Origin of the sequence: Micromonospora sp. NPDC047812, from assembly GCF_040704175.1 — a bacterium.
GTDB lineage: Bacteria > Actinomycetota > Actinomycetes > Mycobacteriales > Micromonosporaceae > Micromonospora.
Genome location: NZ_JBEYRY010000002.1, coordinates 69,273 through 93,152 on the forward strand (window position 1 = coordinate 69,273; position 23,880 = coordinate 93,152).

22 protein-coding genes are annotated in these 23,880 nt (G+C 72.6%); 6 read left to right on the top strand and 16 right to left on the bottom strand.

Annotated features, from left to right (window positions below):
* Window positions 1-433: 433 nt before the first annotated feature.
* The 7 genes from AB0883_RS08010 to AB0883_RS08040 form a co-directional block, all read right to left on the bottom strand.
* Window positions 434-1,606: a glycosyltransferase family 4 protein gene (locus AB0883_RS08010; RefSeq protein WP_366640452.1), complete on the bottom strand. Its 1,173-nt coding sequence runs from the start codon at window positions 1,604-1,606 to the stop codon at window positions 434-436.
* The gene (locus tag AB0883_RS08015) at window positions 1,603-2,433 is read right to left on the bottom strand and encodes a glycosyltransferase family 2 protein (protein WP_366640453.1); all 831 of its coding nucleotides are present in this window, start codon (window positions 2,431-2,433) and stop codon (window positions 1,603-1,605) included. Before AB0883_RS08015 ends, AB0883_RS08010 begins: the two co-directional genes overlap by 4 nt.
* Entirely contained in the window at window positions 2,430-3,581 is a 1,152-nt protein-coding gene (locus AB0883_RS08020) for a glycosyltransferase (protein WP_366640455.1), read from the bottom strand. The genes AB0883_RS08015 and AB0883_RS08020 overlap by 4 nt, the downstream gene beginning before the upstream one ends.
* Window positions 3,581-4,690, bottom strand: coding sequence for a polysaccharide pyruvyl transferase family protein (locus tag AB0883_RS08025; RefSeq protein WP_366640457.1), 1,110 nt, complete (start codon window positions 4,688-4,690; stop codon window positions 3,581-3,583). Before AB0883_RS08025 ends, AB0883_RS08020 begins: the two co-directional genes overlap by 1 nt.
* On the bottom strand, window positions 4,687-6,126 hold the full coding sequence (locus AB0883_RS08030; protein ID WP_366640458.1) for a hypothetical protein: 1,440 nt from the start codon (window positions 6,124-6,126) through the stop codon (window positions 4,687-4,689). Before AB0883_RS08030 ends, AB0883_RS08025 begins: the two co-directional genes overlap by 4 nt.
* The gene (locus tag AB0883_RS08035) at window positions 6,113-7,561 is read right to left on the bottom strand and encodes an O-antigen ligase family protein (protein ID WP_366640460.1); all 1,449 of its coding nucleotides are present in this window, start codon (window positions 7,559-7,561) and stop codon (window positions 6,113-6,115) included. Before AB0883_RS08035 ends, AB0883_RS08030 begins: the two co-directional genes overlap by 14 nt.
* Window positions 7,562-8,035: 474 nt before the next feature.
* Window positions 8,036-9,382 carry a hypothetical protein gene (locus AB0883_RS08040; protein WP_366640461.1) on the bottom strand — a complete coding sequence of 449 codons (1,347 nt, stop codon included), beginning with the start codon at window positions 9,380-9,382 and terminating at the stop codon, window positions 8,036-8,038.
* A gap of 161 nt (window positions 9,383-9,543) precedes the next feature.
* Here AB0883_RS08040 and AB0883_RS08045 point away from each other — a divergent pair, with 161 nt between their 5' ends.
* From AB0883_RS08045 to hutH, 6 genes are all read left to right on the top strand, one after another.
* Complete coding sequence (locus tag AB0883_RS08045) at window positions 9,544-10,395, top strand: MurR/RpiR family transcriptional regulator (protein WP_366640462.1); 852 nt, start codon at window positions 9,544-9,546, stop codon at window positions 10,393-10,395.
* 17 nt (window positions 10,396-10,412) lie between these two features.
* The gene (gene hutU / locus AB0883_RS08050; protein WP_366640464.1) at window positions 10,413-12,071 is read left to right on the top strand and encodes a urocanate hydratase; all 1,659 of its coding nucleotides are present in this window, start codon (window positions 10,413-10,415) and stop codon (window positions 12,069-12,071) included.
* 114 nt (window positions 12,072-12,185) lie between these two features.
* Window positions 12,186-13,385 carry an allantoate amidohydrolase gene (locus AB0883_RS08055; protein WP_366640466.1) on the top strand — a complete coding sequence of 400 codons (1,200 nt, stop codon included), beginning with the start codon at window positions 12,186-12,188 and terminating at the stop codon, window positions 13,383-13,385.
* A gap of 118 nt (window positions 13,386-13,503) precedes the next feature.
* Window positions 13,504-14,856, top strand: a complete 1,353-nt coding sequence (locus tag AB0883_RS08060; protein ID WP_366641678.1) for a formimidoylglutamate deiminase — start codon at window positions 13,504-13,506, stop codon at window positions 14,854-14,856.
* Window positions 14,853-16,052: an imidazolonepropionase gene (gene hutI / locus AB0883_RS08065; RefSeq protein ID WP_366640467.1), complete on the top strand. Its 1,200-nt coding sequence runs from the start codon at window positions 14,853-14,855 to the stop codon at window positions 16,050-16,052. Before AB0883_RS08060 ends, hutI begins: the two co-directional genes overlap by 4 nt.
* Window positions 16,049-17,584 (top strand): histidine ammonia-lyase, encoded by a 1,536-nt coding sequence (hutH, locus tag AB0883_RS08070; protein ID WP_366640469.1) that lies wholly within the window; start codon window positions 16,049-16,051, stop codon window positions 17,582-17,584. Before hutI ends, hutH begins: the two co-directional genes overlap by 4 nt.
* 78 nt (window positions 17,585-17,662) lie before the next feature.
* On the opposite strand, the gene AB0883_RS08075 is transcribed toward hutH, so the two are convergent.
* The 9 genes from AB0883_RS08075 to clpS form a co-directional block, all read right to left on the bottom strand.
* A complete protein-coding gene (locus AB0883_RS08075) occupies window positions 17,663-18,577 on the bottom strand; it encodes an AEC family transporter (RefSeq protein WP_366640471.1) in 915 nt (304 codons plus the stop codon).
* A gap of 22 nt (window positions 18,578-18,599) precedes the next feature.
* Window positions 18,600-19,217 carry an RdgB/HAM1 family non-canonical purine NTP pyrophosphatase gene (rdgB, locus tag AB0883_RS08080; protein WP_121396337.1) on the bottom strand — a complete coding sequence of 206 codons (618 nt, stop codon included), beginning with the start codon at window positions 19,215-19,217 and terminating at the stop codon, window positions 18,600-18,602.
* Window positions 19,218-19,269: 52 nt separating this feature from the next.
* Window positions 19,270-19,998 (bottom strand): ribonuclease PH, encoded by a 729-nt coding sequence (gene rph / locus AB0883_RS08085; RefSeq protein ID WP_366640473.1) that lies wholly within the window; start codon window positions 19,996-19,998, stop codon window positions 19,270-19,272.
* Between the two features lie 65 nt (window positions 19,999-20,063).
* On the bottom strand, window positions 20,064-20,810 hold the full coding sequence (locus AB0883_RS08090; protein ID WP_366640475.1) for an MBL fold metallo-hydrolase: 747 nt from the start codon (window positions 20,808-20,810) through the stop codon (window positions 20,064-20,066).
* 287 nt (window positions 20,811-21,097) lie between these two features.
* Window positions 21,098-22,063, bottom strand: coding sequence for a PLP-dependent cysteine synthase family protein (locus AB0883_RS08095; protein ID WP_121396340.1), 966 nt, complete (start codon window positions 22,061-22,063; stop codon window positions 21,098-21,100).
* A 14-nt stretch (window positions 22,064-22,077) separates the two neighbouring features.
* Window positions 22,078-22,431 carry a MoaD/ThiS family protein gene (locus tag AB0883_RS08100; protein ID WP_121396341.1) on the bottom strand — a complete coding sequence of 118 codons (354 nt, stop codon included), beginning with the start codon at window positions 22,429-22,431 and terminating at the stop codon, window positions 22,078-22,080.
* A 73-nt stretch (window positions 22,432-22,504) separates the two neighbouring features.
* Window positions 22,505-22,993: a M67 family metallopeptidase gene (locus AB0883_RS08105; protein ID WP_366640477.1), complete on the bottom strand. Its 489-nt coding sequence runs from the start codon at window positions 22,991-22,993 to the stop codon at window positions 22,505-22,507.
* Window positions 22,994-23,046: 53 nt separating this feature from the next.
* A complete protein-coding gene (locus tag AB0883_RS08110; protein WP_192581321.1) occupies window positions 23,047-23,541 on the bottom strand; it encodes a DUF2017 domain-containing protein in 495 nt (164 codons plus the stop codon).
* A 2-nt stretch (window positions 23,542-23,543) separates the two neighbouring features.
* A complete protein-coding gene (gene clpS / locus AB0883_RS08115) occupies window positions 23,544-23,834 on the bottom strand; it encodes an ATP-dependent Clp protease adapter ClpS (RefSeq protein ID WP_366641679.1) in 291 nt (96 codons plus the stop codon).
* Window positions 23,835-23,880 lie beyond the last annotated feature (46 nt).

The following is a 23,880-nucleotide window of genomic DNA, read 5'->3' on the forward strand; positions in this document are numbered from 1 at the left end:
GTTGCCGCGGTCGCGACAGCGGCGAGCGCGAGCCCCGCCACGACCGACCGACAAGCTCGACGAACTTGATACACGCCAGACTCCCCGTGGGATGAACGTCCATTGACAATGGACGGCGTTGCCCTTCGGCACAGACGCAGCCCATCTTCGTCGATCAACGTCATCGGCGGCTCAGCCGTTCGGACCATCTGGTGGCGAAAGCCAAGGGGTAAAGCCCCCGCCGCTATTACCAGGTGGCGGACCGAAGAAGACGGGTGATTACCACCGTGCTCCACTCAGAATGCGAGAGGCTGCCTATTGTTCGCGCAACCGGCACCGACGACTCACCGTGGCAGGCCGCCGACCGGTGCCACGGTCGCGGCCGGACGCCGCGCGCCGGCGGGTCCAGGCCCGCCGGCGCGCAGCGTCATCATCCAGCGTCCGCTGGCTCGGCTCACCGACCGGGCGTGCCGTCCATCTGCGCACCGGTGGAAAGCGAGGCGTACGCCGCCCGCAACTGCAGGCGAACCGCCGCCGAGCTGTGGTGTGCCGCCACCCACTCCCGTCCGTTGGCGGCCAGTCGCGCGGCGGTCTCGGGCGCGGACAGCAGCTCACTGACCGCCGCGATCCAGCCAGCCCCGTCGTCGGCAACGCGGACGTGGACACCGTCCGCCACACCCGCGCGGTCGGCCACCATGCTGGTCGTCACGCTCGGAACGCCAGCCGACATCGCCTGGATGAGCTTCAGCTGGACGCCGGTGCCCCGGAAGATCGGCGCGATGGCGACGGCAGCATCCGCGTAGTGGGGCTCGACCGCGGGCGCGTTGGCGTGGAGTTCGATGCCGTTTCCGACCAGTTCCTGCACCGCCTTGGGCGGGTCCGTGCCGACGATCCGGAGCCGGGCGTCCGGGACGGCGTCCCGAATGCCCTGCCAGCACTCACGCACGAACCACATCAGGCCGTTGACGTTCGCCTCGTAGCTGAGCCGACCGACGAACAGGACCGTCGGTGCGATCGGGCCCGCCTGCCGCTGCACGGAGAAGTCGCAGGGGCTTCTGACGAGGAACGTGTTGGGCCGCTCCTGGCCGGGCAGGGACGGGGCGGAGAGCATCAGGGGAACCCCCATGCCGACCAACTTGTCCTCCCGGGCCCGCATCCGGGGTGCCTCCACGCGGCCCAACGCCCGCCAGGCGGGGCTGGGCCCGTGCGAGGCGAGCTGCTCGTAGTACTCGCTGCGGAACTCGTCCAGGTCGACGATGACCGGCGTCGAGCCACATGCCTCGACCAGGTGGACGGTACGGAAGACGTTGAGGTGCACGACGTCCGGCTGGAAGTCGTCCAACTCCCGCCGCAGGGCGTCGGTGAGCGCCTTCGGGCTCGCGTACCCCGTCTGCAACGAGACCCCGGTGCCGAGTGCCCGCGCGGAGCGCAGCATGGAACCGACGCGTGGGTTGGGGACGAGGGTGCGCTGCTTGACCGGCAGGAGCTCCGCCAGCCGCGCCTCCTCCTCGTCGTGCACCAGCCCCAGGAAGCGGACATCGTGCTCGGCGGCGAGCATCTCCAGGATCACGAGGCTGCGCGGGCGGACCGATGCCGGGATCCACGGCGCCACAAACAGAATCTTCAAATCGGCAGCCTCCTCAGGGCTGACGCGAGGAGTCGCTGACCCCGCGTGCCATGTTTCGCGAAATAGACATTCATGCCGGACCGGTACAGGGGGTTCTTGCCGACCGCGCCGGTGCTGGTGCTCTCCTTGTGTTCGGCGACACTCGTCCCGACCGACGCGACACCCCAGCCACTGGCGCGCAACTGCGTGCACAGGTCGACGTCCTCGAAGTAGAGGAAGAAGCGGGGGTCGAAGCCACCGATGGACCGGAACGCCTCACCCCGTACGAGCATGCAGAACCCGGAGACCCAGGCGGTTTCGCGTACCTGGCCGGTCGGTTCGACATCGAGATATTCGAGCATCTTGAACTTCTTGCGCAAGGGCGTCGCCCGAGCCAGGTACTGCTTCAGTCGCCTCGGCACGAGATGGTCGACCTTCAGCGCCGCCAGCCACTCCTTCGCGATGCTCGGCTCGGGCCCCGCCGAGATTCCGAAGCGCCCGTCCGGGTATCGCATCAGCGGCGCGACCACGCCCAGCTTCGGGTCGGCCCGCAGGGCCTCCACGAGGTGCGCGAACGACTCGGGGTTGATGTGGCAGTCGGGGTTTAGGAGGAAGTAGGCGTCAGCGTCGGGAAGAGTCTCCGCCGCGGCGTTGATCGCCTTGCCGAAGCCCACGTTCGGCAGCGAGATGACCGGATACCCGAAGGACTTCGCGACCTCGACGCTGTCGTCCGTGGAGGAGTTGTCCACGACCACGACATCGTCCACCGGCAGGGCGCCCAGGCAGCCCAGACTCAGGGGAAGCTCCCGGGCCGAGTTGTAGGAGACGATGATGGCTGCGATTTTCACTGTCGACTCGCAATCCCGTAGGCGTCGAGGTACGAGCGGACCGTGTCGTCCCAACGGAACGTCCGCTCGATGTGTGCGCGGGCACGCCGACCGCGCTGCGCGGCGTCGTCGGGTGACTCGACCGCGGCCCGGACTGCCGCCGCGATCTCGTCGGCCGTCGACGCGGTGTACAACATCGAGGCGTCACCGCGTACGGACGCGGCCGGTCCATCCGACGTGATGACGGGACAGCCGAGGGCCATGGCGTGTGCCACCTTCATCAGCACTCCGCCGCCCACGATCGACGGCACGACGACGGCGTGGGCGTCGAGCATCTCCGACCGGAGGTCGGGCACCGCACCCGTCACCACCACCCTGCTGTCGCTCTCGCCGAGGCCGACCACGTCGGCGGAGGGCTCCGCCCCGACGATTCTGAGTTCCGCCTGCGGCAGGCTCCGCCACACCAGCGGCATCACCTCGCGCGCGAGGAACTGGGCGACGAGCGCGTTCGCGCGTCGCCACATCGCGCCGGCGAACACCAGTCGCGGTCGCTCCGTCGCTGGCGGCGGCGACCAGGACCGGTCGCCGACGTGGATGCCCGGCCGGGCGAGCACGGTGTTCGGGTTGCGTGCGGCGGCGACCGCGAAGTCGGCGTCGGACAGGGTGATGACGGCGGCCGCCTGGCGGATCGCGGCGCGTTCGAACCGTCGCGTCCGAAGCAGCTCGACGAGACGGTACGGCCGTTCCAGGCCGGACGACGCCCGGTAGGACTCCAGCATCACCTTCTCGGTGATGTCGTGCAGGCCCAGCACCGACGCGGGGCTGATCCCGACGACCTCGGCGGACTGCAGGTACTCCGAGTGCACGACGTCAGGCCGGATCCGGCGGATGAGCGCGGCGGCCTCCCGGGTCGCTTCTCGCGGCCACGCCTGGCGGAGCCATGCCGGTTCCAGCCGGAGACGGTCCCGGTGACTCGGACGAGCGGTGACGGTGGCGGGCAACAACGTGTACTTCAGATCGTCCGGCTCCGACGGCGCCGTGTGCTCCGGCGAGTAGACGAAGAGGTCGACGTGCTCAGCCAACCGCGGGGTGAGCTGCACGATCGTGTCGGCCGCAGCATGGTAGTGGTGCGCGTTGGGCGCGAACGGGGTGAGCAGGAGAACGCGCATCAGCCCAGCCGCTTCACGAGCGCCGTGACGAACCCTTGCGCGATGCGTCCCTGGGCCGCGACCCGCTGGGCGGCCTCCCGGAACTGCTCGGCGGACGCGGCAGCCGCGGTCGCCGTGCGGTAGAGCGTGTCCGCGTCGACGTCCGGTGGCACCAGGTACTCGCGGAGCCCCAGGTCGACGAAGGCGTCATGGACCTTCCGCTCGTACGCGATGGCCACCGTCGGAACGCCGATCGCCACGGCGAGGAGTGCGGCATGCAGGCGGGTGCCGAGGACGAGCTGGTTCGTGGCGAGCGACTGCAACCAGTCGCGGAGCGCTCCGACGAGAGGCCGGCTGCCGTCCAACGGGGTGGAGTCCAGCTCCAGGAGGTCGCGGAAGGCGCGCTCGTAGATGACGCGGTCGTCCTCGCCGTGTGCGCCCCGGCCGAAGGCCATCGGAAGGAAGGTGCCCGACCATCCCTCCTGGCGGAGCCGACCGGCACATCCGGTGAGCGCCGCCAGCAGCGAGCCCTCGAGGTCGGGCGCGAGCGGTCGCATCGACAGCGCGAAGCGACGGCCGGAGTCGACCCGATCCAGCTCGGGCAGCGGCAGGGTGTACGCCATGTCGCCGATGACCTCTGCGCCGGAGCCGAAGTGCGACGCGGTTCGCTCGTCGCGCACACCCACCGCGACGCAGGACGCGCCCATGAGACGCAGCATCTGACGACCGATCGGCGTTCCCCCCTCGCGCACGCCGACGCCGACGGTGGCGACGGGCGTTCCCGCCAGCTTGGCCATCGCGATGATCCGGGCGAACATCGGCAGGGTGCCGGGCCAGGACAGGTTGGGGGAACGCTCCTGGAAGACCGTTCCGGGGCCGAGAAGAAGCAGTTGGCACGACTTGATCGCGCGCTGCACCGCGACCTGGCGTTCGGAGGCACCACGAGCCCGCAGTACGGGCATGTGCTCCGTCTGCACGCCATGGAGTTCGGCGACCCGCTCCGGGTTGGGGCAGAAGACCACGAAGGACGCGTTCTCCTTGACGTCGCGGACGCAGGTGATGAGCGAGTGGAGGAGGATCTCGTCTCCGAGATTGTCCGATCCGAACCACCCGACTATTCCGACCCTCACATGTCCTCCGTCGTTGCAGCCCGCAGTCTGCCTGCGGCCCTCCGTTGTCTGAGAAATCTGACGGTAGTCAGAGCAAGGATGACGCCCCCGAGAGTGGCGGACGCCGGAGCGGATCCCATCACGGTCAGCAGTCCGGCGAGCGCCCATGCCGCCGCCGCGACAGCTCCGAACGAGATGAGGACCGGCCACACCAGTTCCTTGATCCGCAGGAACCACAGCAGCGACCCGGCCACGACAAGCTCGTTCAGCACCATCGCGCAGGCGGCTCCGTAGGCGCCGTACCTGCCGTCGAGCGCGAGGTTGAATCCCACGCTGCCGCAGATGCTCAGCACGAGCACCATCAACCGGCTGGCGGCACGGCCCCGGGCGAGCAGGGTGGCGGACAGACCGAAGTTGGCGAATCGCAGCGCGAGGAACAGGGTGAGCACCATCGCGAGCTCCGGAATGTTCCCCGCCTGGTCACCGAAGAGCACCACGGTCGCGATCGGAAGGCCGATGAAAATGACGCCGGCGGCACCGTGGCCCGCGAGCCCGAAGAACTGGAAGATCGTGAGCGGGTCGTTCGCCTGGGCGGTCCCGGAAGCTCCCTTCGGCGCGGCATAGGCGAGGGCGCCGAGGCCCATGGACGCCGCGACCTGGACCGCCGGTCCGATGATGGCCGCGGCCGAGACGTACTCTCCGACTTCCACGGCGGTGACGAAGAACGCGAGGATGAAGACGTCGCCGCGGAAGTAGAAGAGACCGAGAAGGTCGGAGGCGAAGTACGGCAGCGCCAGCCTGATGTGGTGGGCCGAGCGGGCACCCCGGGAAGCGCGCAGCGACGGCAGGATCCGCACGACGAGTACCGCAGCCGTCGACCGGAGGACCGACGTCACCAGGAAGTAGACGGCAGCCTCACCGAGGGTGAGCCCGTCCGTCAGCCACACGTCGACCGCGCACGCGCCGATGAGCAGGAGGCCGGTGGAGGTGTTCGTGAGCGGTTCGGCCCAGGCCGAACGCGTGCCCCGGATGAGGACCCACGCCGTCTCGTTCCACTGTTCGAAGAGGCTGGCGACGAAGACCAGGAAGAAGGCGAGCTGCGCTTCCGGGGGAAGAAGCACGCCGATCACCACGTACGCGACGGCGGCGGCCGACATCAGCACGACGAAGCGGCCGCCATGGATCCGGGCGACCACGGGCGGCGAGACCGTCCCCGCGGCGGCCTCCCTGGTCAGGTAGGTCGGCAGACCGAGGGAGAGCGCGGCGGCGGTGAAGGACGCGGAAAGCGTGGCCATCCCGTAGAAGCCGACGGCCTCGACGCCGGCGCCCCTGGTCAGCAACGCCATGACCACCAGGGTGGTGAACCGCGTCGCCAGGGTGGAGAGCCCCAGCAGGCCCGACGCGACCGTCAGCGACGTGCGCCGCCCCGCCGGCGCCCCGGCCTCAGTCGCGACCATTGCCGGTCGCAACCGCCGAGAACCGCGTCCGGGCATGGAAGTAGCCCGCTACGAGCGCCAACATCAGAAAGTAGGGCCCCTGCATCAGTCCCCAGCCCGTCATGCCGATGAGGACGAGAGCCGGCAGGGCGCTGACCAGAACCCTGGGTGCCAGTTCCGAGGTCCGCGTACGGAAGACGGAGCGAATGGCCGCCGTCGCGGTCCACACGAACGGCAGCCAGAGGAGCAGCGCGCCGACGATGCCCACCTCGGCGGCGCTCAGCAGCAACACGTTGTGTACGGGCACGCCACTCGCGGTCAGCGGATCCGAGGCACCGACGACGGCGACGTAGCTGTTCGGTCCCACCCCGGCCCAGGGATGCGCGCGGATCGCTTCCCCCGCGACCCCAAGAAGGTGCTGACGGGAGCCCCCACCGGGGTCCGCCAGGAATCGCTCGATCAGCCACGGTAGCGACGCCACGCCGAGCACACCGGTAAGGCCGACGACCACGAAGTACTTCTTCTGCCACCGCCCGGTCATCAGCTCGAGCAACATGAAGAAGAGGATCATGGAGACCACGGCTGCGAGAACCGTGCGGCTCTGGGTGAGGGACACGCCGATGAGGACGACACCGAGCGTCGTCCAGGCCACCCATCGTTCCCGCACCGTCCGCTGCGGCAGGGTCAGCGCGCACAGGCCGCAGAAGAACAACAGCTTCGCCAGCTCGCCCGGATGGCTCGTCAGGCCCGTGGCCCGCCCGAGCACGTCGAGCGCCTGTTGGCCGGAGACGCGTCGCAGCGGGAAACCGAGCACCGCCGCGGTGATCGCGAAGAGTTGCAGCCACGCCACGGCCGCGAAGGCCCAGAGCAGGATCGAGTGCCGCCGGTCCGCGCGCTCGGCCGTGGCGCCGATGGCGAACACGATCGCCGCCAGACCGAAGTGCAGCAGGCCACTCACGGTACGCGGGGACGCGTCCCAGTGGAAGGCGGCGAACAGGGCCAGCCAACCGAGAAACGGCACCCACAGGAGGAGGGCGCGGACGAGTCGACGACGCGTGTGCATCGTGACCAGCACGAGCGCCGCAGCGATCGCGATGGTGTACGAGTAGAGCGTCGGCGTTCCGGTCGACACACCGGCGTAGATGACGACATCGGCGGGAGCAAGGGCGATCGGCACCAGTCCGAGTGTCGCCACCAGGAGCGCCAAGGCGGCGACGATGCGCTGATCCGGATCGGACCGCAGCCCCGCGGCGATCGACCGGCCGGCCCGGGTCAGCTGGACAACCAGGCTCGGGCCCCGATGGCGGCCCGGCCCACGGGCTCCGCGGTTCTCTCCGTTGGGGCCGGCAGCCGGGTCGACGTATGTCCGAACTGGCTGCTGACCGCCGCTGTGCCATGTCGCCGGGGCATGGCGTGGATCACCCTGGGGATGACCACTGGCCGTACCGGTGAACATGACATCTCCGTATCAGCCTTGGTCGGCCAGTCGCTGCCACGGCTGCGCCGGTCGTGCCGCCGTGCGGGGGTTTCGCTCACGCCTCCAGGGCGGGATCCAGAGCCGATGACGGATCGGTCCGGGGCCGAAGCGGGACTTCGCGCGCTCATCATAGAGGTGGGTGTCAGCGACGAACCATAGGTCCCGGGCCCGCGCGCGAGACCTTCCCACCTGCGTGCCGGCTGTGCCGGACATGGCACCGACCGTGTGTCCGGTGATCGCGGGGGCGTTCCGCACATACCTGACTGAACGGCCGAATTCCACTTCTTGTGGCTTGCGACTTGTCGCCGGCACCGCAGATCCTGCGGCAAGCAGGCAGGAGCCGATCCGTATCCTACGACTCGCCGATCACCTCTCTCGCCAAGGCGCCAACATGAACCTCAGCCAGGCAGACCGCTCGACGTCCACGGTCTCTCCGGCAGGTCCAGACGCAGATCAGAACTCGGCGTTGTCACGGATGGAGTTGACCACGCGCCGGATGACGTCGATCCAGTCCTCCGGGGCGGTCATGCGCAGCACGAGCTGACGGTCGATCGCGCCGTCCGGCTCCGAGCGCCAGAAGGCGACCACGACGATGCCGTACTTGTTGGCGCCGTTCAGCTTCACGGTCTCGGCCAGGACGACGTACGGCCCGCCGCTGCGCCACTGGAGTCCCCACGCCTCCTCCGCCTTGCGCAGGGCGTCGCGTTGCTCCTCGCCGCAGTCAGGACAGTTACGGACGATCAGCTCGCCGCCGACCTCCGCGTTGTCCCCGATCGAGGCACCGCAGTTGTACTTGACCTGCCCCTCGGTGCTGCCGCCAGGAGTGCACGTCCAGTCAGCCGGTGCCACGAACTCGAAGCCCAGGCCGTCCGGGTTCAGCGTCCGTACGGCATCGCTCCTGCTGAAGACCTGCCATTTGGGCCAGTCCCCCGGCCGTGGCGGCTCGATGCCCGGCTGCTGTGGACGCGCGGAAGGCGACCAGCCCGAGGTGCCGGACGGGACCACGCCGGTGGGTGAGGGGTTCGCCGTCGGCTCGGTCGTATCCCCGCGCCCGATCCAGGCGAAGGCACCCGCACCGCCGACGAGGACCAACACCAGTGCGACGATCCCGACCCAGAGCCCGGTACGGCGCCGTCGCGTCTTGGAAGGCGCGATGCGGCGAGCAGGTGCGGCGAGCGGATCGTACGGCGGGATGCCGGCCGGCGCGGGAGCCTGGGCGGCGGCGGGTGACTGGGGCGTCTCGGCGACCGGCCGCGCCGGCATCGCGGTGGTCGGCGCGTCCCAGCCTGGCGCAGGCGGGCCCGAGGCCGGGTGCGGGGCCGACGACACCGGCTGGGTGGGGTTCGGGCCTGCGTGCATCGCCCACGGCAGGTGCGGGGGCGCGGAGGTCGGCTGCGGAACACCGGAGACGGGATGGGTCACCCCGCTGACCGGCTGAGGCAAGCCGCTGACCGGCTGGGGCACCCCGGAGACAGGCCGTGCTGCCGTCGGGTCCGGGGTGTATTCCACGCCGAGTGCACGGAGCAGCTTCTCCGCCCCCGGTCCGACCTCCGCCGAGTACGCCACCCAGGGCGCGGCGGCGGAGAAGTCGGCGTAGGCGTAGGGCAGGGGGTCCGCCGCCTGCGCCAGCGAGTTCGTCATCCCGACGAACGCCTCCCGCCAGCCGGGGGCCGCGGCGACGGCGGCGTCCAGGACGGCCACGGTGACGAGGCGCCCCTGCTCGTCGATCGCCGCCCACGCCTTACCCACCGGAGAGCCGCCCAGCACGTGGGTGAACCTGTAGGGACCTGCCGGCTGCATGCGCCAACTCCTCTGCTCAACCGCCGTGCGGATCCTACAGAGGCGGCGCCAGCGCCTCCGCCCGCCCGTCGCAGGCCCGACAGGCCTCCGCCGGCCCCGCACCACGGGCGCTGCATCGGGCGGGCTTGCCCTGTGAAAGTTTTCATGCATACAGTCACCCCATGAATGAGGGAGCTGTCATGGCGCCCACCGAGCGGGTGCTGGACCTGTTCCAGGGGGTCCGGCTCACCCCCACCCAGCGCCGCATCGCGCACTGCCTCGTGCAGCACGCGCCGGCCGCGGCGTACCTGTCGGCGGCCGAGGTCGCCGAGCTGGCGGGGGTCAGCCAGCCGTCGGTCACCCGGTTCGCGGTCGCGCTCGGCCACGACGGCTACCCCGCGCTGCGCCGCCGGCTCCGCGAGCTGACCGCCGGCGCCCCGGGCGACGCCACCGACGCGGGCAACGAGCTCCAGCAGGCGGTACGCGCCGAGATCGGCAACCTCGACCGCCTCGCCGGGCAGCTCGCCGACCGGGACCGGATCGCCGAGACCGGGAGGCTGCTGGCCGCCAGCCGCCCCCTGCCGGTGCTCGGCCTGCGCGCCGCCGCCCCGCTGGCCGCCTACTTCGCCTACTTCGCCGCCAAGGTGCACCCCGACGTGCGGGTGCTCGACGACGGCGGCAGCCTGCTCACCGACCGCCTCGAACAGGCCGCCGAGGCCGGGGCCGGCGCCCTGCTCGCCTTCGTGCTGCCCCGCTATCCCCGGGAGACCCTGGACGCGCTGCGCGAGGCCAGGACCGCCGGCCTCACCGTGGTGGCCATCACCGACTCGCCGGTCAGCCCGGCCACCGAGCACGCCGACGTGGTGCTGCCCGCCGCGGTCGGCGCGCAGCTCGTCTTCGACCTGCACACCGCGCCGATGACCCTGGCCATGGTGCTGCTCCAGGCCATCTGCGACGCCACCCCGACCGACACCCAGCGCCGGCTGGAGGCCTTCGAAGCCTCCGCCGCCCGCCGCCAGTTGTTCCTCGGATGACCCGGAGGAGAGCCGAGATGACCCAGTCCGTCCGCGCCGCACGCGGCACCGAACGCACCGCCCGTGGGTGGCCCCAGGAGGCCGCGCTGCGGATGCTGATGAACAACCTCGACCCGGAGGTGGCCGAGCGTCCCGACGACCTGGTGGTCTACGGCGGCACCGGGAAGGCGGCGCGGGACTGGCCGTCCTACCACGCGCTGGTACGCACCCTGACCGACCTGCGCGACGACGAGACCATGCTGGTGCAGTCGGGCCGGCCGGTGGGCGTCATGCGTACCCACGAGTGGGCGCCCCGGGTGCTGCTGGCCAACTCCAACCTGGTGGGTGACTGGGCCACCTGGCCGGAGTTCCGCCGCCTCGAACAGCTCGGCCTGACCATGTACGGGCAGATGACCGCCGGCTCGTGGATCTACATCGGCACCCAGGGCATCCTCCAGGGCACCTACGAGACGTTCGCTGCCGTCGCCGCCAAGCGGTTCGGCGGCACCCTGGCGGGCACGCTGACGCTCACCGCCGGCTGCGGCGGGATGGGCGGGGCGCAGCCCCTCGCGGTCACCATGAACGGCGGCGTCTGCCTGGTCGTCGACGTGGACCGCAGCCGGCTGGACCGGCGGGTGCACGACCGCTACCTCGACGAGGTCGCCGACTCCCTGGACGACGCCGTCGAGCGGGCGCTGGCCGCGAAGCGGGACCGGCGGGCGCTGAGCGTCGGCGTGGTCGGCAACGCGGCCACGGTCTTCCCGGAGCTGCTGCGCCGGGGCGTGGACATCGACGTCGTCACCGACCAGACCAGCGCGCACGACCCGCTGTCGTACCTGCCGGAGGGGGTGGAGCCGGCCGACGCCCGGGACTACGCGGCGGCGAAGCCGGCCGAGTTCACCGACCGGGCGCGGGCGTCGATGGCGAAGCACGTCGAGGCGATGGTCGGGTTCCTCGACGCCGGTGCGGAGGTCTTCGACTACGGCAACTCGATCCGGGGCGAGGCGAAGCTCGGCGGGTTCGAGCGGGCCTTCGACTTCCCCGGCTTCGTGCCCGCGTACATCCGGCCGTTGTTCTGCGAGGGCAAGGGCCCGTTCCGGTGGGCGGCGCTCTCCGGCGACCCGGCCGACATCGCGGCCACCGACCGGGCGATCCTGGAGCTGTTCCCGGAGAACGAGTCGTTGGCCCGGTGGATCCGGATGGCCGGCGAACGCGTCGCCTTTCAGGGCCTGCCGGCGCGGATCTGCTGGCTCGGCTACGGCGAGCGCGACAAGGCGGGGGTGCGGTTCAACGAGATGGTCGCCTCCGGCGAGCTGTCGGCGCCCGTGGTGATCGGCCGCGACCACCTGGACTGCGGCAGCGTGGCCAGCCCGTACCGGGAGACCGAGGCGATGGCCGACGGCTCCGACGCGGTGGCCGACTGGCCGCTGCTCAACGCGCTGGTCAACACGGCCAGCGGGGCGTCCTGGGTGTCGATCCACCACGGCGGCGGGGTCGGCATCGGCCGGTCCATCCACGCCGGGCAGGTCTGCGTGGCCGACGGCACGGCGCTGGCCGGGCAGAAGATCGAGCGGGTGCTCACCAACGACCCGGCGATGGGCGTCATCCGGCACGTGGACGCCGGCTACGACGCCGCCCGCGAGGTCGCGGAGGCCACGGGCGTGCGGGTGCCCATGGCGGAGGGAGGCACCCCGTGAGCGCGAGGAGTGCAGCGCAGCGGAGCCCCGCAGTCGCGAACAACGGAGGCACCCCGTGAGCGCGAGGAGTGCAGCGCAGCGGAGCCCCGCAGTCGCGAACAACGGAGGCACCGCGTGAGCGACCTCGCCGGCCGGTTCCGGGCGCTGTGGGACGAGATCGCGCCGGTCGGGCGGGACGAGGGCAGCGGCGGCTACCTGCGCTACGCGCTGACCGAGCCGGAGCTGCGGCTGCGGGAGTGGTTCCGCGAGCAGGCCGACCGCCGGGGCATGCCGGTCACCGACGACGGCAACGGCAACCTGTTCGCCCGGTGGGGCGAGCCCGAGGCCGGCGACGCGGTGCTGACGGGCAGCCACTTCGACTCGGTGCCGCACGGCGGCGCGTACGACGGGCCGCTCGGCATCGTCAGCGCGTTCCTCGCCGTCGACGAGCTGCGCGCGGCGGGCGTCGCGCCGGCCCGCCCCGTCGTGGTCGGCGCGTTCGTCGAGGAGGAGGGCGCGCGGTTCGGCGTACCGTGCCTGGGGTCGCGGCTGCTCGCCGGGGAGATCGCGGTGGACCGCGCGGCCGGGTTGCGTGACGCCGGCGGGGTGAGCTTCGCCGAGGCGCTGGGCGCCCGGCCGGCGGGCGCCCGGCCCGAGCTGCTCGGCGGCTTCGCCGCCTTCGTCGAGCTGCACGTCGAGCAGGGCCGCGCGATGGTCGACGCCGGCGCGCCGGTCGGGGTGGCCAGCGCGATCTGGCCGCACGGCCGCTGGCGCTTCGAGTTCACCGGCGAGGGCAACCACGCCGGTACGACCCGGATGGCCGACCGCCGCGACCCCATGCTGACGTACGCCTTCACGGTGCTGGCGGCCAACAAGGAGGCGCGGCTGCGCGGCGCCCACGCCACCGTCGGCCGGGTGGCGGTGGAGCCGAACGCCACCAACGCCATCCCGTCGAAGGTGACCGGCTGGCTGGACGCCCGGGCCGCCGAGCCGGAGACGCTGACGGGGCTGGTCGACGCGGTGCGCGCGAAGGCGGCCGAGCGGGCCCGCCGCGACGGTACGGAGGTGGCGCTGACGGAGGAGTCGGCCACCCCGCTGGTCGCCTTCGACGGTGGGCTGGCCAACCGGCTCGCGACCCTGCTCGACGCGCCGGTGCTGCCGACCGGGGCCGGGCACGACGCCGGGGTGCTCGCCGCGCACCTGCCCACGGCGATGCTCTTCGTGCGCAACCCGACGGGGGTGTCGCACTCGCCGGCGGAGTCGGCAAGCGACGCCGACTGCGCGGCCGGGGTCACCGCCCTGGCCCGGGTGGTGGAGGAGCTGGCATGCCGGTGAGCGCGGCCCGGGGAGGTCGTCGGCGGCCTGTCGGGCTGATGTCGCAGCCGATTCGCACCCGCGGTGATCGACTGATGTCGCAGACGGTTCAGTTCGACAGGGGGCGTACGAGATGACCGTGACCCGCTGGCTCGCCGAGTACGCCTGGCTGCCCGACCACGCCGAGCCCACCGCCGACGTGCTGATCGAGACGACCGACGGTCGGATCACCGGTGTGACCCCGCTGACGGCCGGGAGCACGCCGCCCGCCGGGGTCGAGGTGATGGCCGATGCCGAGCGGCTGCCCGGCCTGACCCTGCCCGGGCTCGCCAACGCCCACTCGCACGCGTTCCACCGGGCGCTGCGCGGGCGCACCCACGGCGGGCGCGGCGACTTCTGGACCTGGCGCGAGCGGATGTACGCGGTGGCGCAGCGGCTCGACCCGGACTCGTACCTGGCCCTGGCCCGGGCGGTCTACGCCGAGATGGCGCTGGCCGGCGTCACCTGCGTCGGCGAGTTCCACTACGTCCACCACGGCCCGGACGGCACCCCGTACGCCGACCCGAACGCGATGGGTGCGGCGCTGGTCGAGGCCGCCGCCCACGCCGGGATCCGGATCACCCTGCTGGACACCTGCTACCTGACCGCCACCGTCGACGGTGAGCCGCTCGCCGGACCGCAGCGACGCTTCGGCGACGGCGACGCGCTGCGCTGGGCGGAACGGGTCGACGCGTTCCGGCCCGCCGACGAGCACGCCCGGGTCGGCGCGGCGATCCACTCGGTGCGCGCGGTGCCCGCCGGGCAGCTCGCCACCGTGGCCGGGTGGGCGGACCGGCGCGGCGCACCCCTGCACGTGCACCTCTCCGAGCAGCCCGCCGAGAACGACGCCTGCCGGGCCGCGCACGGCTGCACCCCGGCCCGGCTGCTCGCCGACCGGGGGGCGCTCGGCCCGAACACCACGGCCGTGCACGCCACCCACCTGACCGGCGGCGACCTCACGCTGCTCGGGGACGCCGGCACGGGCGTCTGCCTCTGCCCGACCACCGAGCGGGACCTGGCCGACGGGATCGGCCCGGCCCGGCGGATGGCCGACGTCGGCCTGCCGCTCAGCCTGGGCAGCGACAGCCACGCCGTGATCGACCTCTTCGAGGAGGCCCGCGCGGTCGAACTGGACGAGCGGCTGCGCACCCGCCGACGCGGGCACTTCGGCCCCGCCGAGCTGCACGACGCGGCCACCGTCGGCGGTCACGCCGCGCTGGGCTGGCGCGACGCCGGGCGGATCGCCGTGGGGGCGCGGGCCGACCTGGTGACCGTGCGGCTGGACACCCCGCGCACGGCCGGCGTACCGCCGGTGGGGGTGTGGTTCGCGGCGGGCGCCGCCGACGTCGCGCAGGTCGTGGTGGACGGCCGGACGGTGGTGCGTGACGGCCGGCACCTGACCGTCGACGTGCCGGCCGAACTGACCGCGGCGATCGAGGAGGTGACCTCATGAGCAGTCTGCTGGTCGACGACATCGGCGAGCTGGTGACCAACGACCCGCCCGGCGACGAGGGCGGCCCGCTGGGCATCCGGCGCGACGCCGCGCTGCTGGTCGAGGACGGGCGGGTGGCCTGGATCGGGCCGTCCCGCGACGCGCCGGCCGCCGACCGGCGCCTGGACGCCGGGGGCGCCGCCGTGCTCCCCGGCTTCGTGGACAGCCACGCCCACCTGGTCTTCGCCGGGGACCGGGCCGCCGAGTTCGCCGCCCGGATGGCCGGGCAGCCGTACACCGGTGGCGGCATCCGGACCACCGTCGGCGCGACCCGGGCGGCCACCGACGACGAGCTGCGGGCCACCGTGCGCCGGCTGCGCGGCGAGGCGATGCGGCAGGGCACCACCACCATGGAGATCAAGAGCGGGTACGGCCTCACCGTCGCCGACGAGGCCCGCTCGCTGGCGATCGCCGCCGAGGTCAGCGAGGAGACCACCTTCCTCGGCGCCCACGTGGTCCCCGCCGAGTACGCCGACCGCCCCGACGACTACGTGGGCCTGGTCTGCGGGCCGATGCTGGCCGCCGCCGCGCCGTACGCCCGCTGGATCGACGTCTTCTGCGAGCGGGGCGCGTTCGACGTCGACCACGCCCGCGCCATCCTCGCCTGCGGGCAGGCCGTCGGTCTGGGCGTGCGGGTGCACGCCAACCAGCTCGGCCCCGGGCCGGGCGTCCAGCTCGGCGTCGAGCTGGGCGCGGCGAGCGTCGACCACTGCACCCACCTGACCGACGCCGACGTCGACGCGCTGGCCTCGACCGGCGAGACGTGGGTCTCCGGATTCGAGCCGACCACCGTCGCGACCCTGCTGCCCGGCGCCGAGTTCTCCACCCGCTCGCCCTACCCGGACGCCCGCCGGCTGCTCGACGCCGGCGCGATCGTGGCGCTGGCGACCGACTGCAACCCCGGTTCGTCGTACACCTCGTCGATGCCGTTCTGCGTCGCGCTCGCCGTACGCGAGATGCGGATGACCCCGGCGGAGGCCGTCTGGGCCGCGACCGCCGGGGGCGCGCGGGCGCTGCGCCGCGACGACGTCGGGGTGCTGCGGCCCGGGGCCCGGGCCGATCTGATGATCCTCGACGCCCCGTCTCACCTGCACCTGGCCTACCGGCCCGGTGTGCCACTGATCCGCCAGGTCCTGCGCAACGGAGTGCCCCAATGACCGTCACCATCCTGCCCACCGGGATCTCCCCCGCCGACGTGCTCGCCGTCGCGCGCGGCACCGCCAAGGTCGTCCTCGACCCGGCCACCGTCGACGCCATGACCGCCAGCCGGTCCATCGTCGACGGCATCGAGGCCGCCGGCCGGCCGGTCTACGGCGTCTCCACCGGCTTCGGCGCACTGGCGAACACCTTCGTCGCGCCCGAGCGGCGGGCCGAGCTCCAGCACGCGCTGATCCGCTCGCACGCCGCCGGGGTGGGCGCGCCGATGCCGCGCGAGGTGGTCCGGGCCATGATGCTGCTGCGGGTCCGCTCGCTGGCGCTCGGCCGCTCCGGGGTCCGGCCCCTGGTCGCCGAGGCGCTGGTCGACCTGCTCAACCACGACGTGACGCCGTGGGTGCCGGAGCACGGCTCGCTGGGCGCCTCCGGCGACCTGGCGCCGCTGGCGCACTGCGCGCTGGTGCTGCTCGGCGAGGGCTGGGTGCTCGGCCCGGCCGGCGAGCGGCTGCCCGCCGCCGACGTGCTGCGCCGGGCGGGGCTGGCGCCGATCGGGCTGGCCGCCAAGGAGGGGCTGGCGCTGATCAACGGCACCGACGGCATGCTCGGCATGCTGCTGCTGGCGATCCACGACGCCGCGCACCTGTTCACGATGGCCGACGTCACCGCCGCCCTCGCCATCGAGGCGATGCTCGGCTCGGAGCGGCCGTTCCTGCCGGAGCTGCACGCCATCCGGCCGCATCCCGGGCAGTCTGCCTCGGCGGCGAACATCCACCGGCTGCTACAGGACTCCCGGGTGATGGACTCGCACCGCGACGACCTCGCGCACGCGGTGCAGGACGCGTACTCGATGCGGTGCGCGCCGCAGGTCGCCGGCGCGGCCCGGGACACGCTGGACTTCGTCCGCACGGTGGCCGGCCGGGAGCTGGTCTCGGTGGTGGACAACCCGGTGGTGCTGCCCGACGGCCGCGTCGAGTCGACCGGGAACTTCCACGGCGCGCCGCTGGGCTTCGCCGCGGACTTCCTGGCCATCGCCGCCGCCGAGGTGGGCGCGATCGCCGAGCGCCGGGTGGACCGGCTGCTCGACGTGACCCGGTCCCGGGAGCTGCCGGCGTTCCTCTCCCCCGACGCCGGGGTCAACTCCGGGCTGATGATCGCCCAGTACACGGCGGCCGGGATCGTCGCGGAGAACCGCCGGCTCGCCGCCCCGGCGTCGGTGGACTCGCTGCCCACCAGCGGCATGCAGGAGGACCACGTCTCGATGGGCTGGGCGGCGGCCAAGAAGCTGCGCACCGTGCTGGACAACCTGACCAGCCTGCTCGCCGTCGAGCTGCTCGCCGGCGTACGCGGGCTCCAGCTGCGCGCCCCGCTCGACCCGTCGCCGGCCGGCCGGGCGGCCGTCGCGGCGCTCGGCGGGATCGCCGGGGAACCCGGGCCGGACGTCTTCCTGGCCCCGCTGATGGAGGCCGCCCGGGACGTGCTGGCCGGGCCCGAGCTGCGCGCCGCCATCGAACGCGAGATCGGGCCCCTCGACTGACGACACCCCGGGCCACCGTCGCGCCGCGGTGGCCCGGGGTGCCGCGCGGGCGGCCGTACCGCGTCGCCCGCGGCGGTATCAGCCCGCCAGCACCGCCACGCCGACCAGCACGGGCACGGCGGCCACCGTCGACAGCAGGATCGAGTCGCGCGCCAGGACGGTGCCCCGGCCGTAGCGGATCGCGTAGACGAAGACGTTCTGCGCCGTCGGCAGGGCGGCGGTGACCGTGCAGGCCAGCACGAGGTTGGGCGGCAGGCCCATCGCGAAGCGGGCGACGAGATAGGCGACGGTGGGCTGGACCACCGTCTTGAGGACGACCGCGAGCCGTACGTCCCGCCCGGTGTCGCCGGTGCCGGGCCGCGGCGCGCCGTGCAGGGAGAGGCCGTACGCGATCAGTGTGGCGGGAACCGCCATCGCCGCGACGAGTTCGATCGGCCGCAGGACCGGCTCCGGCGGCAGCCAGCCGGTCAGGCTGGCCCCGACGCCCAGCGCGCACGCGATGGTGACCGGGTTGGTGACCGGCTGGAGCACCACCGTGCCGAGCGACGGTCTGCGGCCCGCCGTGGCCGCCTCGAGGAAGGCGAACGCGACCGGCGTCATGACGACCAGTTGGAACATCAGGACGGGCGCGACGAACGAGGCGTCCCCGAGGACGTAGACCGCGACCGGGATGCCGATGTTCGCCGCGTTGACGTACGACGAGGCCAGGGCGCCGACCGTCGCGTCCGCGACGGAGCGGCGCCAGCAGAGCCTCGCGACGGCGACGAACACCGACGCCACGGCGGTGGTGCTCACCACCGTGACGACGAGGGCGGACGAGACGACCGCGGGCACGTCGGCCCGGGCCACCGTCTCGAACAGCAGCGCCGGAGTCGCCACGAAGAACGCGACGCGGGAGAGGACGGTGGCCGCGTCCGGCCCCAGCACCCCGCCACGGCCGAGCGCGTAGCCGACGGCGATGACGGTGACGATGACGGCGAAACCCGTCAGCACCCCTGGCACCGGGGCGGGTCCGTCAGCTCGCGGGCGGCAGCACCTTGGCGACCAGCTTGGCCAGCTCCCGCAGCGCCTTGCCCCGGTGGCTGACCGCGTCCTTCTCCTGCGGCGTCAGCTCGGCGTTGGTGCGGTCCTGGCCGTCGCCGAGGAAGATCGGGTCGTAGCCGAACCCGCCGTCGCCGCGCGGCGACCGGAGCAGCCGGCCGGTCTGCCGGCCGTCGACCAGGTGCTCCTTGCCGCCGGGCAGCACCAGGGCCACCGTGCAGACGAACGACGCGCCCCGGTGCTCGTCGGGCAGGTCCGCGATCTGGTCCAGCACCAGCTGGAGGTTGGCCTCGTCGTTGCCGTGCCGGCCGGCCCAGCGGGCGCTGAACACCCCCGGCATGCCGTTGAGCGCCTCGACGGCGAGCCCGGAATCGTCGGCGATCGTCGGCAGGCCGGTGCGCCGGCAGCCCTCCCGCGCCTTGATCAGCGCGTTCTCGCCGAAGGTCAGGCCGCTCTCGGGCAGCTCCGGGTACTCCTCGACGTCGTCGAGCCCGATCAGGGCGACGCGGTGCGCGCCGAGCGCGCCGTCGAGGATCCGCTGGAGCTCGACGAGCTTCTTGCGGTTACGGGTGGCGAGCAGCACCTTGTTCATCTGAATCCACCTTTGTTCGCGACTGCGTGGCTCGCAAGCTCACTCCTCGCGCTCACGGGAGGAGCGCCTTCCGCTGGGCTTCGGCCAGTTCCACGCAGCCGGCGACGGCCAGGTCGAGCAGGGCGTCGAGCTGCGCGCGGGCGAACACGCCCGCCTCCCCGGTGCCCTGCACCTCGACGAACTCGCCGGTGCCGGTGCACACCACGTTCATGTCGACCTCGGCGGCGACGTCCTCGGTGTAGTCGAGGTCCAGCCGGGGCTCGCCGTCGATGATCCCGACGCTGATCGCGGCCACCGAGCGGTGCATCACCTTCTCCGGCTTGCCGGCCAGCGCCTTGCGCCCGGCCAGCCAGGTCACCGCGTCGTGCAGCGCCACGTACGCGCCGGTGATCGCGGCGGTACGGGTGCCGCCGTCGGCCTGGAGCACGTCGCAGTCGAGCACGATCGAGTTCTCGCCGAGGGCCTTGAGATCGATGGACGCCCGCAGGCTCCGGCCGATCAGCCGGGAGATCTCGTGCGTACGCCCGCCGACGCGGCCCTTCACGCTCTCCCGGTCGGAGCGGGTGTTGGTGGCCCGGGGCAGCATGGCGTACTCGGCGGTGACCCAGCCGAGCCCGGAGCCCTTGCGCCAGCGGGGCACGCCCTCGGTCACGCTGGCGGTGCAGAGCACCCGGGTGCCGCCGAACTCCACGAGCACCGAGCCCTCCGGATGGGTGCTCCAGCCCCGGGTCAACGTCACAGGTCGGAGTTCGTCGGGTCGCCGCCCGTCAGGTCGTGCCATCCCTGCACCCTATGCGGTGCCCCGATCGGTGCGCCCCGGGGTGTCCCGCCCCGGGCGCCGGCCGGTCAGATCTCGTAGCTGGCGCCGGGCCGGACGACTTCCAGCGGCCCGTCGAAGGCGGCGCCGGCCGACTCCACGGTGTGCGCCTCGCTGCCCCAGGCGGCCACCAGGTGGGTGAGCAGCAGCCGGCCCACCCCGGCCTTGGTCGCCGCCTCGCCGGCCTCCCGGCCGGTCAGGTGCAGGTCCGGCGGGTTGTCCACGCCGTCGAGGTAGCTCGCCTCGCAGAGGAACGTGTCGGCGTCCTGGGCCAGTCGCAGCAGCGCGTCGCAGGGTGCGGTGTCCGAGGAGTAGCAGAGGACCCGGCCGCCGTGCTCCAGCCGGACGCCGTACGTCTCGACGGGGTGGTTCACCCGGTCGACGGTGACCGCGAACGGGCCGATCGGAAAGGTGCCGGGTTCGAGGGCGTAGAACTGGTAGACGTCCTCGACCGTGCTGTCCTCCTGCCCGTACGCGGCGGCCAGCCGGTCCGGTGCGCCGGCGGGGGCGTAGACGGGCAGCGACGGGTAGGGGCCGTCCGGGGCGTAGCGGCGGACCACCACGTACGACGCCGCGTCGAGGATGTGGTCGCAGTGCAGGTGGGTGAGGATGATGGCGTCCGGGGCGTGCAGCCCCGCGTAGCGCTGGAGGTTGGACAGCGACCCGGAGCCGAAGTCGACCAGCAGCCGGAAACCGTCGGCCTCGACGAGGTAGGCCGAGCAGGGAGACTCGGGACCGGGGAAACTGCCCGCGCAGCCCAGGACGGTCAGTCGCATCGAGTTGTCTCACTGTAGCTATGCGTAGTTTCCGCGCCGACGGTCCCGCTGTGGATGATCTCTACCGACGCGTACGCCACGCAGGGCAGCCTACGCGCGCCCGCGCGACGACAAGAGTCATCCACGGGAAGTTGTCACCAACGTGACACCCGCCCGGGCCGCCCGTCCGGATCCCGTGACGAGACGGCGTCCGCCGGTAGCGCTGGGTGAGTGGACCGGCCGCGTCCCGGAAGCCGTGACGGGGCGGCCGGGCCACCGACGCGTGTCGGCGGCCCGGCCACGGGACGTCACGCCCAGAGCTGGCCCTCCAGGGCTTCCTCCGCGTCGGCGAGGGTGCCGCCGTACGCCCCGGTGGAGAGGTACTTCCAACCGCCGTCGGCGACCACGAAGGCCACGTCGGCCCGCTGGCCGGCGCGGACGGCCTCGTGCGCCACCGCGAGCGCGGCGTGCAGGATCGCCCCCGTGGAGAAGCCGGCGAAGATGCCCTCCACCTCGACGAGCTGCCGGGTCCGCAGCACCGCGTCGCGGGTGCCGACGGAGAAGCGGCGGGACAGCACCGACGCGTCGTAGAGCTCGGGGACGTAGCCCTCGTCGATGTTGCGCAGCCCGTAGACCAGCTCGCCGTAGCGCGGCTCGGCCGCGACGACCTGGATGCCGTCGACCTTCTCGCGCAGGTAGCGTCCGGTGCCCATCAGCGTGCCGGTGGTGCCGAGACCCGCCACGAAGTGCGTGATCGTGGGCAGGTCGTGCAGCAGCTCCGGACCGGTGGTCTCGTAGTGCGCCCGGGCGTTGGCGTCGTTGCCGTACTGGTAGAGCATGACCCAGTCGGGGTGCTCGGCCGAGATCTGCTTGGCGGTGGCCACCGCCTGGTTGGAGCCGCCCGCCGCCGGCGAGAAGATGATCTCCGCGCCGTACATCCGGAGCAGCTGCACCCGCTCGGTCGAGACGTTCTCCGGCATCACGCAGACCAGCCGGTAGCCGCGCAGCTTGGCCACCATCGCCAGCGAGATGCCGGTGTTGCCGCTGGTCGGTTCGAGGATGGTGTCGCCCGGCCGGAGCCGGCCGGCCTCCTCGGCCGCCCGGACCATGAACAGGGCCGCCCGGTCCTTGATGCTGCCGGTGGGGTTCCGGTCCTCCAGCTTCGCCCAGAGCCGCACCGGCGGCGCCCCGGCGGGCACCGTCGGCGAGAGCCGGGGCAGCCCGACCAGGGGCGTCCCCCCGCAGGCGTCGAGGAGGCTGTCGTACCGCGCCATGGTGACCGCCGCCGTCAGCGGGCGGCGGCGGCCGACCGCGCGGCGACCGCGGCGCCGTGCTGGGCGATCGCGGCGGCCGCGGCGAAGCCGAACGCGCCCCCGGCGACGGCCGGCAGGATGGTCACGCTGTCGCCGTCGTTGAGCTTGGCGTCCAGCGCGCCGAGGAAGCGGACGTCCTCGTCGTTGACGTAGACGTTGACGAAGCGGTGCAGCGCGCCGGCGTCGGTGACCAGCCGGGCCTTCAGGCCGGCGTGCCGGGAGTCCAGGTCGGCGAGCAGGTCGGCGAGCGTGTCGCCGGCGCCCTCGACGACCTTCGCGCCGCCGGTGTAGCTGCGCAGGATGGTGGGGATGCGAACCTCAATGGCCATGATGTCGTGCTCCTCGATGATGGTCGGGCGTGCCGGAAGGTGACGGGACGTGGACGGGTGTGACGGCGCTGGATCAGCGGCCGGAACACTCGTAGTCGACCGTCGCCGGGCTCTGCCCGAACATGTAGGACTGCACGGCGTGCGGGTCCACCCCCGCGTCCACGATCCGGACCGGCTCCTCGGTCACCACGCCGTCGACGATCCGGAAGGAGCGGATCTCCTCCGTGTCGGCGTCGCGGGTGGAGACCAGCAGGTAGTGCGCGCCGGGCTCACCGGCGAACGAGATGTCCGTGCGGGACGGGTACGCCTCCGTGGCGGTGTGCGAGTGGTAGATGACGACGGGCTCCTCGTCCCGGTCGTCCATCTCGCGCCACACCCGCAGCTGCTCCATCGAGTCGAACTCGTAGAACGTCATGGAACGGGCGGCGTTGTCCATCGGAATGTGCCGGGTGGGGGTGTCGCTGCCGGCGGGACCGGCGACCACGCCGCACGCCTCGTCGGGGTGGTCCCGACGGGCGTGGGCGACGATCGCGTCGACGATCGACCGGTCGATGCTCAGCACGTGGTCCAGCCTAACGCGTACCCGCCGCGACCTTAAGGTGGCGGCGGTCACGCCTAGTCGATCAAGGCGTTGAGCAGGGATTCCTGGAGGTAGCCGAGGTACGCGTAGACCGACAGTTGGAACACCCGGCTGGAGGTCGGGTCCTCGGCGACCGCGTCGTCGAGCTCCTCGCCCAGGTCGGTGCCGTCCTTGATCTCCAGCCGGACGCCCATCGCCAGCCGGGCGTCGTTGAGCGCCCGCAGCCACGCCTCGGCCGCCTCCGCGTCGAGGCGCACCTCGCCGCCGGCCTCGTCGGGCAGCGAGGCGAGGATCGCGCCGGCCTGGTCGATCTTGGCGGTCTTGAGGTCGCCCTCGGTGTAGCGGCGGAACTCGGCCGTGCCGGACGGGTCCTCCGGGTAGACCTCGGGGAAGAGCCGGCCCACCACGGGGTCGGTGTGGTCGAAGCCGTCGGTGAGCAGCCCGACCACCTCGGATGCCACCTTCCGCAGCACCCGCACCTCGTCGACGGCGAAGGTGACGACGTAGCGGTCGCCCTGGCGACGGAACATGCTCACGACCGGTCCACCGTCGCCCACAGCCCGTACGCGTGCAACTGCGACGCGTCGTGCTCCATCCGCTCCCGGGCGCCGCTGGAGACCACGGCGCGACCCTTGTGGTGCACGTCGAGCATGAGCTGTTCCGCCTTCTCGCGGCTGTAGCCGAAGAGCTTCTGAAAGACCCAGGTCACGTACGTCATGAGGTTGACCGGGTCGTCCCACACGATCGTCACCCACGGCCGGTCGGACGCCGGCACCTCATCGGTGTCCGACGTCTCGACAGGTGCAACCTGCGGAGCCGCCATGCCCCCCATCGTGCCACCGGATTCGCCGAACCGAGGAACCGGAACG